The organism is Arthrobacter sp. Soil763, from assembly GCF_001428365.1.
Lineage (GTDB): Bacteria > Actinomycetota > Actinomycetes > Actinomycetales > Micrococcaceae > Arthrobacter.
Window position 1 is genome coordinate 383,384 of sequence record NZ_LMSH01000004.1, and the last position, 14,909, is coordinate 398,292.

Genomic DNA, 14,909 nt, shown 5'->3' on the forward strand with positions numbered 1-14,909 from the left:
CCCGGTTCAGGCCGGGGCCCCGCCCGGCGGTAGGGTTGATGCCATGACCGAACAACTCGCCGTCGCCGTCCTGGGCGCCACCGGGCGCATGGGTGCCGAGGCCGTCAAGGCCGTGGAAGCCGCCGCAGACCTCACCCTCGTCGCCGCCCTCGGCCGGAACGATTCCCTCGACACCCTGGTGGACTCCGGAGCCCGGATCGTGGTGGACCTGACGGTGCCCGAGAGCACCGAGGCGAACGTCCGGTTCGCCGTCGAGCACGGCATGCACGCCGTCGTCGGCACCACCGGCTGGGACGCCGAACGGCTGGAGCGGCTGCAGGCCCTGCTCGCCGGACGGCCCGGCACCGGCGTCCTGATCGCCCCCAACTTCGCCCTCGGCTCGGTCCTGGCCTCCGCCTTCGCCGCCAAGGCCGCCCGCTACTTCGAGTCGGTCGAAATCATCGAGCTGCACCACCCGGACAAGGTGGACGCCCCCTCCGGCACCGCCGTGCGCACCGCCCAGCTGATCGCCGCCGAGCGCGCCGACGCCGGCGTCGCGGCCAGCCCGGACGCCACCACGAGCGAACGTCCCGGCGCGCGGGGCTGCGAGGTCGACGGCGTCCGGGTCCACAGCGTCCGGCTGCGGGGCCTCGTAGCCCATCAGGAAGTCCTCCTCGGCGGCGCCGGGGAGCAGCTGACCTTCCGCCACGACTCCTTCGACCGGGCCTCCTTCATGCCCGGTGTGTTGCTGGGGGTGCGCAACGTCGCGGGCCACCCGGGGCTGACCGTGGGCCTGGACGGCTACCTGGACCTGGGCCTCTGATGGCGGACGTCCTGGCGGTCCTGAAGGCCAACCGCACCAAGATCTGGGTCGGTGCGGTGACGCTTCTGCTGGTCTTTTACCTGGTGGTGTCCCTGCAGCGCTCGGTGCTGCTGTTGGGGGATCCGAATCCGGTGGCGAAGGCCCTTGGACTGGCATACCTGGTGCTGCCGGTGGTCGGGGCGTGGGCTCTGGTGCGGGAGCTGCTCTTCGGCGCCCGGACCGAGGAACTGGCGAAGATCCTGGGGGCCGAGGGCGGCCTGCCGGAGGACACCCTGCCGCGCACCCCGGCCGGCCGGATCATCCGCGAGGCCGCGGACCGGGAATTCGTGAAGTACCAGGCCGAGGCCGAGGCCGCGCCGGAGGACTGGCGCTCGTGGTTCCGGCTCAGCTGCGCGTACGACGCCGCCGGTGACCGCAAGCGCGCCCGTGCCGCCATGCGGGACGCCGTCCGGCTGTCCCGCGCAGGCTCCCGCGGGGCCTAACGACCGGGCCGGCCGCGGCCGAGCTGGTTCGCCCCGTGTCCCAGCCACTCCAGCGGCCCGCGCCACGACAGCCGGGCGAAGACGCCGCCCAGGGCCAGCGCGGCGAGCGCCTGGGCCCAATACACGCCCTCCGAGGTCCGGCCGGCCGGCAGCGGGCTGCCGTGCAGGGACGCCATGATCCACACGTGCACGGTGTACAGGCTCAACGTCATCGCGCCCGCGCCGCGCAGCGGCAGCAGCAGGTCCAGCTGCAGCCAGTCGGCGAGCCGGCCCAGCAGCAGGCACAGGCCCACGACGGCGGCAGCGACCCCCGAGGTGTGCAGCAGGTCAAGGGTGGTCCCCGAATGCGGCGCGCTGGAGGCCAGCCACCAGGGTGAACCGGACTGCTCCACGCCCGCAAGGTTCACCTGCAGCAGTCCGGCCAGCGGGTAATCGCTGCCGAGCTGCGCCTGCAGGGCCGCCCGGCCGCCCCAGTCCTCCATGAACACGGTGCCGAGCAGTTTGGCGGCCACGGCCACGGCGGTGCCGGCCGCCAGCAGCAGGAACGGCATGATCCCCGATGCCAGCGCCAGGCGGCCGATCCCCAGGCCGACCAACAGGTAGGCCAGCCATTGCAGCACCGGGTAGTAGCCGGTGAGGAAGACGTCGCCGAGCAGCCGGGCCGGGGTGGCCAGGTCCTCCCAGCCAGGGTTGTGGCCGAGCCGGAGCGGCGGGTCGGCCGCCAGCAGCCAGGGCCGAAGCAGATAGGCCAGGACCGGCGAGGCGAGGATCCAGGCCGCGGCCAGGGCCCACAGGCGCTTGACGCCCAGGCCCAGGAACGGCAGCACACAGAGGAACAGCACCGCGTAATGGACCAGGATCACGGCGATGTTGACCTCCAGCCCGCCCAGGGAAAGCCCGACGGCGGCGACCACCAGCGCCCGGAGCGCCACGCCGCGGCGGGCCGCCCACAGCGGCCGGCCCTCCAGCGGGCGCTCCCTTCCCGTTGAGAGGGCCAGGCCGATTCCCGCGAGGACCGCGAACAGGGCGGCGGCGCGGCCGGAGAATGCCAGTCCGACCCAGGTCGGGGTCAGCTGCGCGTCGGCCTCGAAGGTGGGGAGCACATGGGTGGCCATCATGCCCAGCAGCGCGAGGCCGCGCGCGGCGTCGATACCGGTCAGCCGCGGGGCCGCCGCCGTGGTCCTGGCGGTCCTGGAAGTGGTAGCCGTGCCGCGGGAAGTCATCATCTGATCGTCTCACGGTCCCGGGCCGGCAGCGGGCGCCCCCGAGCCCGTGCGGCAGCCTTGTATTCGAATATATGTTCGAATATTATGGCGTTATGAACCACGTATCAGGGGCCAGTCCCGCCGGGCCCAACGCTTCAGGCCCCAACGACTCAGGGCCCAATGCCTCCGGCGTCCTCAAGGCCATGAGCCCGGGAGTCGTCGACTTTCTTTTCCGGCAACTGGTTGCCGGGGAGCCGCCGGAAGACGCCAACTGGCACCGCGAGGGAACCGTCCTGGCCGAGCAGGCCCCCGGGGCCGAGTTGGCGCGGCGGCTCGCGGAAACGGACCTTGAAGCGCTGACCCCGACAGAACTGTTCGACTACGTCCGCGCTGCGCAGCGCCTGGCGGGTTGGGCGGAGGCTCTGCGGGTGGAGGCCGTGGGCCGTTACTGCGCCGCGCCTGCCTCGAGTCCTGCCCCGCGTCCGGCGCCGCTTCCCGGGCCCGGAATGGCCGGTGCGGAGGAGGGCTGACTTTGACGCGCATCACGCCGCCGCCATTGTCCTAACCGGCGGGGGACAGGGTAACGTTTTTCCCATGGCTGACTCTGACATTCGCTCTTACACGTTCGGAACCCTTGTGACCGCCATGGTCACTCCGTTCACCAACGACGGTGAGGTCGACTACAAGCAGTCCGCAGAGCTGGCCGCGAAGCTCGTTGACGATGGCAATGATGCCCTCGTCATTTCCGGCACTACCGGCGAAACCTCCACGCTGGAGGATGACGAAAAGGAAAAACTGTTCCGCGTCATCGTAGAGGCGGTCGGGGACCGGGCCAAGGTAATCGCCGGCACCGGTACCAACCACACCTCGCACTCGATCGAGATGGCTAAGCGGGCCGCCAAGGCGGGCGCCCACGGCCAGCTCATCGTCACCCCGTACTACAACAAGCCGAGCCAGGCCGGCATCCAGGCGCACATCGAAGCCGTAAGCGACGCCGCGGACCTGCCGGTCATGGTGTACGACATCCCCGGCCGCGCCGGTGTGCCGATCCTGCCGGAAACCATGATCCGGCTCGCCGAGCACCCCCGCATCGTCGCCCTCAAGGACGCCAAGGCCGACTTCGCGGCCGTTACCCGGGTGATGGCCAATACCGACCTGGACGTCTACTCCGGCGACGACGGGCTGACCCTGCCGTGGATGGCGGCCGGTGCCGTTGGGCTCGTCAGCGTCTCGGCCCACGTAGCCACCCGGCAGTACCGTGCGATGATTGATGCCGCACTTGCGGGCGATTTCGCCACCGCCCGCACCATACATTTCGAACTGGACCCCGTGGTCCGTGCAGTGATGACCCACATCCAGGGTGCCGTCGCTGCGAAACAGGTTCTTAAGTGGCAGGGTGTCCTGCCCAACTCGGTTGTCCGTTTGCCCCTCGTGGAGCCGGGCGAAGCCGAGATCGAAACAATCCGCGAGGACTTGGCGGAAGCAGGACTCGTCTTCTCCTGATCCGGCCCAGCCAGATTGCCGAGGACGTTGCCTGTTCCGCCTGGAAAGTAGCGAACTATGACCCAAACTGCCCTGCCCGGCCTTGTGACGCCGCCGAAGCTGCCCAGGAACACCCTGCGTATCGTGCCGCTCGGCGGCCTCGGCGAGATCGGCCGCAACATGACCGTCTTCGAAATCGACGGCAAGCTGCTCGTCGTCGACTGCGGTGTCCTCTTCCCGGAGGAGACCCAGCCCGGCGTCGACCTGATCCTGCCCGATTTCTCCTACATCGAGAACCGGCTCGACGACATCGTCGCGGTGATCCTCACCCACGGCCACGAGGACCACATCGGCGCCGTGCCCTACCTGCTGCGCCTGCGCAACGACATCCCGGTGGTCGGCTCCCAGCTGACCCTGGCGCTGATTGAAGCCAAGCTCCAGGAGCACCGGATCAAGCCGGCGACCATGATCGTCAGCGAGGGCCAGGTCCAGAAGTTCGGCCCGTTCGAATGCGAATTCGTCGCCGTCAACCACTCCATCCCGGACGCCCTCGCCGTCTTCCTGCGCACCGCCGGCGGCACCGTCCTGCACACCGGCGACTTCAAGATGGACCAACTGCCCCTCGACGGCCGGATCACCGACCTGCGGCACTTCGCCAAGCTCGGCGAGGAGGGCGTGGACCTGTTCATGTCCGACTCCACCAACGCGGACGTTCCCGGCTTCACCACCGCGGAAAAGGAAATCGGCCCCACCCTGGACCGGCTCTTCGGCCAGGCCTCCAAGCGGATCATCGTGGCCTCCTTCTCCTCGCACGTCCACCGTGTGCAGCAGGTCCTCGACGCCGCCGCCAACCACAACCGCAAGGTGGCCTTCGTCGGCCGCTCCATGGTGCGCAACATGGCCATCGCGGCGAAGCTCGGCTACCTTGAGGTCCCCGCCGGCATCCTCGTGGACATCAAGAACATCGACAACCTGCCGGACAACCGCGTGGTCCTCATGTCCACCGGCTCCCAGGGTGAACCGATGGCGGCGCTGTCCCGGATGGCCAACGGGGACCACCGCGTCGTCGTCGGCCAGGGCGACACCGTCATCCTCGCCTCCAGCTTGATCCCGGGCAACGAGAACGCCGTCTTCCGCATCATCAACGGCCTCCTCAAGCTCGGTGCCGACGTCATCCACAAGGGCAACGCCAAGGTCCACGTCTCCGGCCACGCCGCGGCGGGCGAGCTGCAGTACTGCTACAACATCCTCGAGCCGCTGAACGCGATGCCGGTCCACGGCGAGACCCGCCACCTGATCGCCAACGGCAGGATCGCCCTCGAATCCGGTGTCCCGGAGGAAAGTATCCTGCTGGCCGACAACGGCACCGTGATCGACCTCCGCGAGCACCAGGCCGACATCGTCGGCCAGGTCGAGGTGGGCTTCGTCTACGTGGACGGCTCCAGCGTCGGTGAAGTCACTGAAGCGGACCTCAAGGACCGCCAGACCCTGGGCGATGAGGGCTTCATCTCGATCATCACGGTCATCCACCGGGCCACCGGCAAGGTCGTCTCCGGCCCGGAGATCCACGCCCGCGGTGTCGCGGAGGACGACTCCGTCTTCGACGAGATCATCCCCAAGATCAACGCCGCCCTTGAGGAAGCCGTGCAGAACCACGCGGACCACACCACGCACCAGCTGCAGCAGGTCGTCCGTCGCGTCATCGGCACCTGGGTCAACCGCAAGCTGCGCCGCAAGCCGATGATCATCCCGGTGGTCCTGGAGGCGTAGTCCCGGCAGCACCGCACCACACCGTCGGCCTCCCCGGCCGGCCCCCGCCACCGTGCGGCGGCCCGCGGGGGAGGCCGACGGCGTTCCAACATGGTCCCGCCCGGCCCGGAAATCCGGGGAAACCGGGCGCCGGTCGGGTACCGTAGCGGGTATGGCGACTCGCACTTCCTCCGCGCCTAGGGGTAACTCCAGCGGCAGTTCACGCGGCACCTCCAGCGGCAAATCCGGCAGTTCCCAGGCCCGGGGTTCCGGCGCGGCCGCATCCAAATCCAGCCGCACGCAGGGGACCGCCCGGACCCGCCAGCTTGCCGCCGTCGAACCGCGCCAGCCTTGGCTCGTGCGGGTCGTGGCCGGTGCTTGGCTGGGCGTGGGCCACGTGGTCGGCGCCGGCATCCGGCGCATCGGCTCCGACGTCAGCGACCTCGACCCGGCGGAACGCCGCGACGGCGCAGCCCTCTTCAACCTCGCCCTCGGCGTCTTCATCGCCACGTTCGCGTGGTGGGGCTTCCAGGGCTGGTTCCCGGACCTGGTCTACAGCATCGTCAACGGCACCTTCGGCTGGATGTCGCTGCTGCTGCCGCTGATGCTCTTCGTCTGCGCGTTCCGGCTGTTCCGCCAGCCGGTCGACGGCCGCGGCAACAACCGGATCGGGATCGGCTTCCTCATCATGGCCTTCGCCGGCTCCGGCCTGGCCCACATCATCGGCGGCCAGCCCACGGTGGCCGACGGTTTCGACGGTCTCCGCCGGGCCGGCGGCATGCTCGGCTACCTCGCCGCCGCGCCGCTGGCGACCATCCACCCCGCCGTCCCGGTGGCCTTCTACTCCCTGCTCGCCTTCACCTCGCTGCTGATCGTCACCGCCACCCCCTTCGGCGCGATCCCTTCCCGGCTGCGCAGCGGTTACGAGCACCTGATGGGCATCGACCTGCAGGAGCAGGGGGAGTACGACACCCACGACCGCAGCTACCTTTACGAAAACGACGCCCCCGCACCCAAGAAGAAGCGCAAACGCCTCTTCGGCAAGGACGACGACGCCGATTCCCGGCTGGAAGGCTACGTCGGCGACGAGGCGTTCGAACACGCCGTCGTCGACGACGAGGACGAACCCGCCGCCGCAGCCGGCAAGGGAGCCCGGAAGGGACCCGACGTCGCGCCCGGCGTGCGGCGGCCCACCCAGGCCGAAATCGCGGTCGAAAAGATCAAGGCCGCCCAGGGCCTGGGCGCGGCGGCCGGGACCGGGGCAGACAACGCCACGGAAGCGATCCCGCTGGTCACGCCCGGCATGGCCGCCGCCGGCTCCGCGGCCGCGGCCGCCCCGAAGGTCCCGTCGAACCCCGTCGCGCCGGCACCGTTGCCCACCCCGATCCCGCAGCGCACCGAACAGCTCTCGCTCGCCGGCGATGTCACCTACACCCTGCCGGCGTCGGACTTCCTGACCCCCGGGTCCATCCCCAAGGAGCGCACCGAGGCCAACGACGCCGTCGTCGCCGCGCTGACCGACACCCTGACCCAGTTCAACGTGGACGCCACCGTCACCGGTTTCAGCCGCGGCCCCACGGTGACCCGCTACGAGATCGAACTCTCGCCCGGCACCAAGGTGGAACGCGTCACCGCCCTGTCCAAGAACATCTCCTACGCCGTGGCGAGCTCGGACGTGCGGATCCTGAGCCCGATTCCGGGCAAGTCCGCGATCGGCATCGAGATCCCCAACACCGACCGCGAGACGGTTTCCCTCGGCGACGTGCTGCGCAGCCAGAACGCCCGCCGCACCGACCACCCCATGGTGATGGGCGTCGGCAAGGACGTCGAAGGCGGCTACGTCGTGGCGAACCTCGCCAAGATGCCGCACCTGCTCGTGGCCGGTGCCACCGGCGCCGGCAAGTCCTCCTTCGTGAACTCCATGATCACCTCGATCCTGATGCGCGCCACCCCGGACGAGGTCCGCATGGTCATGGTGGACCCCAAGCGCGTGGAACTGACCGCCTACGAGGGCGTCCCGCACCTGATCACCCCGATCATCACCAACCCGAAAAAGGCCGCCGAGGCCCTGCAGTGGGTGGTCCGCGAGATGGACGCCCGCTACGACGACCTCGCCAACTACGGCTTCAAGCACATCGACGATTTCAACAAGGCCGTCCGGGCCGGCAAGGTCCACCCGCCGGTGGACTCCAAGCGCGTCATCCGCCCGTACCCGTACCTGCTGGTGATCGTGGACGAACTCGCCGACCTCATGATGGTGGCCCCGCGCGACGTCGAAGATTCCATCGTGCGCATCACCCAGCTGGCCCGCGCGGCCGGCATCCACCTGGTCCTGGCCACCCAGCGGCCCTCGGTCGACGTCGTCACCGGCCTGATCAAGGCCAACGTCCCGTCCCGGATGGCCTTCGCCACCTCCTCCGTCACCGACTCCCGCGTGGTCCTGGACCAGCCCGGGGCGGAGAAGCTGATCGGCCAGGGCGACGCGCTCTTCCTGCCGATGGGCGCCTCCAAGGCCATGCGTGTCCAGGGCGCCTGGGTCACCGAATCGGAAATCCACAAGGTGGTCGAGCACGTCAAGGGCCAGCTGAAGGCCGTCTACCGGGACGACGTTGCACCCGAGGCGGAGAAGAAGCAGATCGACGACGACATCGGGGATGACCTGGAGGTCCTGCTGCAGGCCACCGAGCTGGTGGTCACCACGCAGTTCGGCTCCACCTCGATGCTGCAGCGCAAACTGCGCGTCGGCTTCGCCAAGGCCGGCCGGCTCATGGACCTGCTGGAGTCCAGGGGAGTGGTGGGCCCCTCGGAGGGATCCAAGGCCCGCGATGTGCTGGTCAAGCCGGACGACCTCGCGGCCGTGCTGGCGGCCATGAAGGGCCAGGAAGCCCCGGCCGCGCCGGACTCGCAGACCGCCGCGCTGAGCGACAACGCGAACGCCAACATCGCCCAGGGCGGCTACGCCGAAGACCTGGTCGCCGCGGACCTGGACAACCGCACCCAGAGCGTCGACTATTACGACGGCGCCGACGGGTCAGGCGAGGACGACGAGGGTTCCGAGGACGCCTGGTCCCTCACCGGACGGTAGCCTAGGAGGGTGACGAGCGCCGAAACCAACGCCGGGTCCGCCCCGCGGATCTGGAACCTGCCGAACATCCTCACGATGCTGCGGATCGCGCTGGTCCCCTTCTTCGTGTGGTTCCTCATCCTTGACGCCCCCGGGCTGCAGGCAGGCAGCGGCGTCTGGCGCTGGGCCGCCGTCGTCGCCTTCGCGGTGGCCATCTACACGGACAAACTCGACGGCGACATCGCCCGCAGCCGCGGCCTGGTCACCGACTTCGGCAAGATCGCGGACCCCATTGCGGACAAACTCCTGATCGGTTCCGCCCTGGTCATGCTGTCCCTGCTGGGCGAGCTGCCCTGGTGGGTCACGGCCCTGATCCTGGTCCGCGAATGGGGTGTGACGGCGCTGCGCTTCTTCGTCATCCGCTACGGCGTCATCCCGGCCTCCCGCGGCGGAAAGCTCAAGACCGTGGTGCAGACCGTCGCGATCTTCCTGTACGTCATGCCGCTGGCGGCCATCGCCCCCTGGCTCGGCTTCGTGGCCTTCGCCGTCATGATGGCGGCCCTGGCGATCACCGTCTGGACCGGCGCCGAATATACCGTGGAGGCCCTGAAACTGCGGGCCAGCGGGATCCGGGCCCGGAAGCAGCAATTGAACGAGGGTGCGCCGTGAACCAGCAGCAGCCCGACGCCCGGCCGGGCGCCCACCCCAACCTGCACCGCCTCGCCGCGCAGGCGGTCGGCGAAGCGGTCGCGCGGGGCCTGACGGTCGCCACCGCCGAGTCCCTGACCGCGGGGATGGTCGGCGCCGTGCTGGCGGACACCCCCGGCGCCTCCGCGATGCTGCAGGGCGGCGTCATCTCCTATGCCAACTCCGTCAAGTCGGACCTCCTCGGCGTCCCGCGCGAGCTCCTCGACGCCGTCGGTTCGGTCGACGGGGAGGTCGCCGCCGCAATGGCGGCGGGCGCACGCACCGCCTGCGGGGCCGACGTCGGCGTCGCGACCACCGGAGTGGCGGGACCGGAGCCGCACGACGGCAAGGACGTGGGCACCGTGTTCATCGGCCTCGCCACCGCGGACGGCGCCACCTCCTACGCCTACCGGTTCGACGGCGGCCGCCAGGAGATTCGGGCGGCGGCCTGCGGCGCCGCCCTCGAACGCCTGCTCACCGCCCTGTCCCCGGCAAGCTACCGCGGGTAAAGTTGCCGGGAACAAAAGTCCCGCACGAATAGTTGTTACATTGTGTCGCCCCGGAAGAAGGGTGGCGCCTAGGATGAAAGCATTACAGCGTTCGCGGCCCGACCGCGGACCAGACCAACGAGGGAGCAAGGCGATACAGATGGTAAAGCAGCCCGTATCCGTAAACGGCGTTGTCCGCTGGAAGGATGTGGGCCTCGCCGATCAGGCACAGAGCGAACAGAAGGAGCGCAAGATGGTTGTACTTCGTCACGAAATCGGTGATGTCCTGCGCGATGTCCGCCAGCGCCAAGGCCGTACCCTCCGCGAAGTCTCGCACAGTGCCCGGGTCTCCCTGGGCTACCTGAGTGAAGTGGAGCGCGGCCAGAAGGAAGCCTCCTCGGAGCTGCTGTCCTCGATCTGCTCGGCCCTCGACGTCCCGCTGTCCAGCATGCTGCGCGAAGTCAGCGACCGCGTCGCCGTGGCCGAAGGTGTTGCCGTCCCGGACACCGTGCCGCAGGAATTCGCACAGCGCTACGGCCGTGACCTGGACCGTGAGCTCAACACCGAGCTGAACGACGAGCTGGCCACCGGCCTGCTCTCCGGGGCCCGCTAGGCCCCGAACCCCACAAACGACAGAAGGTCCCCGGCGGTGTGCCGGGGACCTTCTTTGTTAGTGCGTCGGCGTTACTGCCCTTGGCGTTACTGCATCGGCGGTTCCGCGCAGGCGGCCCGGGGCGGTCCTACAGGCCGTCGTCGCGCGGGAAGCCGTCACGTTCATAGCTGGCATTGAGCTTGGCCATGTAGCCGGCGAAGGCTTCCAGCTCGGTGGCCGGCCACTCCGCCAACCGCTCGCGGAAGACCTCACGCCGGGCGTCCTGGACCAGGTGCATCTTCTCCTCGCCCTGCGGCGTCAGGCTGATCGCCTGCGCGCGGCCGTCCAGCGGATCGGCCTGCTTGGAGACCAGCCCCAGGCCCTCGAGGAAGGCGACCTGCCGGCTGACCGAGGGCTTGCCGACGCCGATGCAGGAGGCGAGTTCGGTCAACCGGATCGGCCCCTTGGCCCGGAGCACCGACAGCAGGCCGTAGGCGGCCGGTTCCATCTCGGGGTGGACCTGCCGGCTGAGCTGCTGGGACATTGAGCGCGCCCGCCGCCACAGCAGGCTGAGTTGGCGTTCGACGTCGGCGACCGCCTGCTCCGCGGAGTCCCCGCCGGTCCCGGAAGTACGCGCCGGATCGGGGTCGGTGCCGTGTGGGTTGCTCATAGCAACCATTCTAGGGTCCGGGCCCGTGAGAGACTTTACCGGTGAGGATCAGCGACTTCTGGCGGCTTATGGATGACGAGTTCGGCGCGGGGTACTCCCGTGTCCTGAGCAGTTCCCTCGTGCTGGCCGGCGTCGGCGGCAGGACCGCGGACCAGGCCCTCAGCGCGGGCGTGCCGCCCAAGCAGGTCTGGCTGGCCCTGTGCGACGTACAGGACGTCCCGGCCGAGCGGCGGCTGGGCCGGGACGTCAAACCGCGCTGACGGACCCGCCCGTTGCCGGGCAGGGACCGCCCCGGCTGCGGCAGGCCCGGCGGCGGCGCGGACACGCCGCCCGATTGTTCGAATATCTGTTCGGGTCCGGCTATGCTTTTTTCAGAGCGTTTTTCCACATACGCGACGACGGCCGCTACTTTGTCGGTGGCTGCCACTAGCGTCAGTGATGACATAGCAACGGCCCAGACGGCCGCTCTCCAGCGAGAAAGTATCAGAGGTGTGAACCATGGCTGCAGCCCCGGATCGCCAGAAGGCGCTCGACGCAGCGCTTGCCCAGATCGATAAGCAGTTCGGCAAGGGCTCGGTGATGCGCTTGGGCGATGAAGTCCGCGCGCCCATCGAAGTCATCCCGACCGGTTCCATCGCACTGGACGTCGCGCTCGGCATTGGCGGCCTGCCCCGCGGCCGCGTCGTGGAGATCTACGGCCCCGAATCCTCCGGTAAGACCACCGTCGCCCTGCACGCCGTCGCGAACGCCCAGCGCCAGGGCGGTATCGCCGCGTTCATCGACGCCGAGCACGCCCTCGATCCTGAATACGCCGCCAAGCTTGGCGTCGACACGGACGCGCTGCTCGTCTCCCAGCCGGACACCGGCGAGCAGGCGCTGGAAATCATGGACATGCTGGTCGGTTCGGGTTCGCTCGACGTCATCGTCATCGACTCCGTGGCCGCCCTGGTGCCGCGCGCTGAAATCGAAGGCGACATGGGCGACAGCCACGTCGGCCTGCAGGCCCGCCTCATGAGCCAGGCGCTGCGTAAGATCACCGGCCGGTTGAGCCAGACCAAGACCACCGCGATCTTCATCAACCAGCTGCGCGAAAAGATCGGCGTGTTCTTCGGCTCGCCGGAAACCACCACGGGTGGTAAGGCGCTGAAGTTCTACGCCTCGATCCGTATCGACGTGCGACGCATCCAGACGCTGAAGGAAGGCGCGGACTCGGTCGGCAACCGGACCAAGGCGAAGATCGTCAAAAACAAGATGGCCCCGCCCTTCAAGATCGCCGAGTTCGACATCATCTACGGCCAGGGCATCTCCCGCGAGGGCGGCATCATCGACATGGGCGTCGAGCACGGCCTGATCAAGAAGTCCGGCTCGTGGTTCACCTACGACGGCGACCAGCTGGGCCAGGGCATGGAAAATTCCCGCCGGTTCCTCCGCGACAACCCCGAGCTCGCCGCAGAGCTCGAGCGCCTGATCAAGGAAAAGCTCGGGGTCGGCGTGAAGGCTGCCGAGACGGAGGAATCGCCGAAGCTGAAGGCCGTTGACGGCTTCTAAGCCGCCGGCGCCGGAGCAGGATGCCGACGCGGATCCTGCTGCGGCAGCCCGGGCGATCATCCTCCGGCAGCTGACCGCCTCGCCCAAGAGCCGCCTGCAGCTGTCCCGCAAGCTGGCCGAGCGAAACATCCCGGAGGACGTCGCGGAGGCCGTGCTGGACCGCTTCGAGGCCGCCCGGCTTGTGGACGACGCCGACTTCGCCGACATGTGGGTCCGGAGCCGGTCGCAGCACCGGAAGCTGGCCCGGGGCGCGCTGCGCCGGGAACTGGCCGACAAAGGCATCGACCCGGAGACGGCTGCGGCCGCTCTCGAGCAGGTCAGCGACGAGGATGAAGCCGCGGCCGCCCGGGAACTGGTCGAGCGCAAGGTGCGGAACGCCCGCGGGCTGGAGGATCCTGCGGAACGGGACAAAGCCGTCCGCCGGCTCGCTTCCATGCTCGCGCGCAAGGGCTACCCGCCGGCGGTGGCGTTCCGGATCGTCGGCGAAGTGCTGGATGCCGCCCTCGACGAGCCGGAGGACGGCGACTGAGGGTACGCCGGCGGAGCGGCCGGGCACGCGCCCAGACACGGGCCCTGCCAGCCTCCCGACCCGGTACCCTTAACGGGTGAGTTTGACCATTTCCTCCCCAGCCGGATCACCTTCCACGTCAGCCCCCGCGGCGCGCACCTACCAGGTGCGGACCTTCGGGTGCCAGATGAACGTGCACGATTCCGAACGGATGTCCGGGCTGCTCGAGGCGGCCGGCTACGTCCGCTCCGAGGGCGAACTCGCCGACGTCGTGGTCTTCAACACCTGTGCGGTGCGGGAAAACGCCGACAACAAGCTCTACGGGAATCTTGGCATCCTGCGCCCGGTCAAGGAGGCGAACCCGGGCATGCAGATCGCCGTGGGCGGCTGCCTGGCGCAGAAGGACCGCGACGCCATCCTGAAGAAGGCCCCCTGGGTCGATGCGGTGTTCGGCACCCACAACGTCGGCGCCCTGCCGGCCCTGCTGGACCGTGCCCGCCACAACGACGAGGCGCAGCTGGAGATCCTGGAGTCGCTGGATGTCTTTCCGTCGACCCTGCCCACCAAGCGGGACTCCGTGTACGCCGGCTGGGTGTCCATTTCCGTCGGCTGCAACAACACCTGCACCTTCTGCATCGTTCCCTCCCTGCGCGGCAAGGAAAAAGACCGCCGGCCCGGCGACATCCTGGCCGAAATCCAGGCGCTCGTCGACGACGGCGCCATCGAGGTCACCCTCCTGGGGCAGAACGTGAACTCCTACGGCGTGGAGTTCGGCGACCGCCAGGCGTTCTCGAAGCTGCTGCGCGCCTGCGGCGACATCCCCGGCCTGGAACGCGTCCGCTTCACCAGCCCGCACCCCGCCGCGTTCACCGACGATGTCATCGACGCCATGGCCGAGACGCCCAACGTGATGCCGCAACTGCACATGCCCCTGCAGTCCGGCTCGGACCGGGTGCTCAAGGAGATGCGCCGGTCCTACCGCTCCGCGAAGTTCCTCGGGATCCTGGAAAAGGTGCGGGCGAAGATGCCGCACGCAGCCATCTCCACCGACATCATCGTCGGGTTCCCGGGCGAAACCGAAGAGGACTTCCAGGCCACCCTCGACGTCGTGGAGCAGTCCCGCTTCGCCACGGCGTTCACCTTCCAGTACTCCAAGCGGCCCGGAACGCCCGCCGCGGAGCTCCCGGACCAGCTGCCCAAGGCCGTGGTGCAGGAGCGCTTCGAGCGGCTCACCGCCCTGCAGGACCGGATCGCCGCCGAGGAAAACGCCCGTCAGCTCGGCCGCCGCGTCGAGGTGCTGGTCACCGCCCAGGCAGGACGCAAGGCCGGGGAAACCCACCGGCTCTCCGGCCGTGCCCAGGACCAGCGGCTGGTGCACTTCTCCGTGCCCGACGGCGCCGAGACCCCCCGCCCGGGAGACCTCGTCACCGTCACGATCACCGAAGCCGCGGCATTCCACCTGATCGCCGACCCCGCGACGGCCGGCGACTACGCCCTGCGCCGCTCCCGCGCCGGCGACGCCTGGGACCGTTCGCAGGCCGATTCCTGCGGCGCCCCGGTGCCTGCACGCCCGGGCGGAGCCGCCGGAGTGTCGCTGGGCATGCCCAGTCTTCCGGTCCGCGCCCGCTAAGG

General features: G+C 69.3%; 15 protein-coding genes. 13 read left to right on the forward strand and 2 right to left on the reverse strand.

Annotated elements, in window-relative coordinates; genetic code table 11:
• Positions 1-43: 43 nt before the first annotated feature.
• Positions 44-802 (forward strand): 4-hydroxy-tetrahydrodipicolinate reductase, encoded by a 759-nt coding sequence (gene dapB, locus ASG71_RS14790; RefSeq protein WP_056740613.1) that lies wholly within the window; start codon positions 44-46, stop codon positions 800-802.
• Complete coding sequence (locus ASG71_RS14795) at positions 802-1,284, forward strand: hypothetical protein (RefSeq protein WP_056740617.1); 483 nt, start codon at positions 802-804, stop codon at positions 1,282-1,284. Before dapB ends, ASG71_RS14795 begins: the two co-directional genes overlap by 1 nt.
• Here the strand turns inward: ASG71_RS14795 and ASG71_RS14800 are convergent.
• Positions 1,281-2,507, reverse strand: coding sequence for a heparan-alpha-glucosaminide N-acetyltransferase domain-containing protein (locus ASG71_RS14800; RefSeq protein ID WP_056740811.1), 1,227 nt, complete (start codon positions 2,505-2,507; stop codon positions 1,281-1,283). The genes ASG71_RS14795 and ASG71_RS14800 overlap by 4 nt on opposite strands.
• A gap of 95 nt (positions 2,508-2,602) precedes the next feature.
• On the opposite strand from ASG71_RS14800, the gene ASG71_RS14805 reads away from it, so the two are divergent.
• From ASG71_RS14805 to ASG71_RS14835, 7 genes are all read left to right on the forward strand, one after another.
• Positions 2,603-3,019, forward strand: coding sequence for a hypothetical protein (locus ASG71_RS14805; RefSeq protein ID WP_235564124.1), 417 nt, complete (start codon positions 2,603-2,605; stop codon positions 3,017-3,019).
• 64 nt (positions 3,020-3,083) lie between these two features.
• On the forward strand, positions 3,084-3,992 hold the full coding sequence (gene dapA / locus ASG71_RS14810) for a 4-hydroxy-tetrahydrodipicolinate synthase (protein WP_056740619.1): 909 nt from the start codon (positions 3,084-3,086) through the stop codon (positions 3,990-3,992).
• A 57-nt stretch (positions 3,993-4,049) separates the two neighbouring features.
• Positions 4,050-5,741, forward strand: a complete 1,692-nt coding sequence (locus ASG71_RS14815; protein WP_056740620.1) for a ribonuclease J — start codon at positions 4,050-4,052, stop codon at positions 5,739-5,741.
• A 151-nt stretch (positions 5,742-5,892) separates the two neighbouring features.
• Entirely contained in the window at positions 5,893-8,805 is a 2,913-nt protein-coding gene (locus ASG71_RS14820; RefSeq protein ID WP_056740622.1) for an FtsK/SpoIIIE family DNA translocase, read from the forward strand.
• A gap of 9 nt (positions 8,806-8,814) precedes the next feature.
• Positions 8,815-9,453, forward strand: a complete 639-nt coding sequence (gene pgsA, locus ASG71_RS14825; RefSeq protein WP_056740624.1) for a CDP-diacylglycerol--glycerol-3-phosphate 3-phosphatidyltransferase — start codon at positions 8,815-8,817, stop codon at positions 9,451-9,453.
• Entirely contained in the window at positions 9,450-9,980 is a 531-nt protein-coding gene (locus tag ASG71_RS14830; protein WP_082575224.1) for a CinA family protein, read from the forward strand. The genes pgsA and ASG71_RS14830 overlap by 4 nt, the downstream gene beginning before the upstream one ends.
• A gap of 139 nt (positions 9,981-10,119) precedes the next feature.
• Positions 10,120-10,572: a helix-turn-helix domain-containing protein gene (locus tag ASG71_RS14835; protein ID WP_056740626.1), complete on the forward strand. Its 453-nt coding sequence runs from the start codon at positions 10,120-10,122 to the stop codon at positions 10,570-10,572.
• 127 nt (positions 10,573-10,699) lie between these two features.
• Here ASG71_RS14835 and ASG71_RS14840 read toward each other — a convergent pair whose 3' ends face one another.
• On the reverse strand, positions 10,700-11,221 hold the full coding sequence (locus ASG71_RS14840) for a MarR family winged helix-turn-helix transcriptional regulator (RefSeq protein ID WP_056740628.1): 522 nt from the start codon (positions 11,219-11,221) through the stop codon (positions 10,700-10,702).
• A 41-nt stretch (positions 11,222-11,262) separates the two neighbouring features.
• Here ASG71_RS14840 and ASG71_RS14845 point away from each other — a divergent pair, with 41 nt between their 5' ends.
• The 4 genes from ASG71_RS14845 (at position 11,263) to miaB (ending at position 14,907) form a co-directional block, all read left to right on the forward strand.
• On the forward strand, positions 11,263-11,481 hold the full coding sequence (locus tag ASG71_RS14845) for a DUF3046 domain-containing protein (protein WP_056740635.1): 219 nt from the start codon (positions 11,263-11,265) through the stop codon (positions 11,479-11,481).
• A gap of 238 nt (positions 11,482-11,719) precedes the next feature.
• On the forward strand, positions 11,720-12,769 hold the full coding sequence (gene recA / locus ASG71_RS14850) for a recombinase RecA (RefSeq protein WP_056740637.1): 1,050 nt from the start codon (positions 11,720-11,722) through the stop codon (positions 12,767-12,769).
• Positions 12,756-13,298: a regulatory protein RecX gene (locus tag ASG71_RS14855; protein WP_056740639.1), complete on the forward strand. Its 543-nt coding sequence runs from the start codon at positions 12,756-12,758 to the stop codon at positions 13,296-13,298. Before recA ends, ASG71_RS14855 begins: the two co-directional genes overlap by 14 nt.
• 76 nt (positions 13,299-13,374) lie before the next feature.
• Entirely contained in the window at positions 13,375-14,907 is a 1,533-nt protein-coding gene (gene miaB / locus ASG71_RS14860; RefSeq protein WP_082575225.1) for a tRNA (N6-isopentenyl adenosine(37)-C2)-methylthiotransferase MiaB, read from the forward strand.
• Positions 14,908-14,909 lie beyond the last annotated feature (2 nt).

Coding starts and splice junctions, on each gene's coding strand:
- ASG71_RS14840 (WP_056740628.1), bottom strand. CDS start 11,221: ATGAGCAACCCACACGGCACCGACCCCGATCCGGCGCGTACTTCCGGG.
- ASG71_RS14795 (WP_056740617.1), top strand. CDS start 802: ATGGCGGACGTCCTGGCGGTCCTGAAGGCCAACCGCACCAAGATCTGG.
- ASG71_RS14835 (WP_056740626.1), top strand. CDS start 10,120: ATGGTAAAGCAGCCCGTATCCGTAAACGGCGTTGTCCGCTGGAAGGAT.
- dapA (WP_056740619.1), top strand. CDS start 3,084: ATGGCTGACTCTGACATTCGCTCTTACACGTTCGGAACCCTTGTGACC.
- dapB (WP_056740613.1), top strand. CDS start 44: ATGACCGAACAACTCGCCGTCGCCGTCCTGGGCGCCACCGGGCGCATG.
- ASG71_RS14800 (WP_056740811.1), bottom strand. CDS start 2,507: ATGACTTCCCGCGGCACGGCTACCACTTCCAGGACCGCCAGGACCACG.
- ASG71_RS14805 (WP_235564124.1), top strand. CDS start 2,603: ATGAACCACGTATCAGGGGCCAGTCCCGCCGGGCCCAACGCTTCAGGC.
- recA (WP_056740637.1), top strand. CDS start 11,720: ATGGCTGCAGCCCCGGATCGCCAGAAGGCGCTCGACGCAGCGCTTGCC.
- ASG71_RS14820 (WP_056740622.1), top strand. CDS start 5,893: ATGGCGACTCGCACTTCCTCCGCGCCTAGGGGTAACTCCAGCGGCAGT.
- ASG71_RS14815 (WP_056740620.1), top strand. CDS start 4,050: ATGACCCAAACTGCCCTGCCCGGCCTTGTGACGCCGCCGAAGCTGCCC.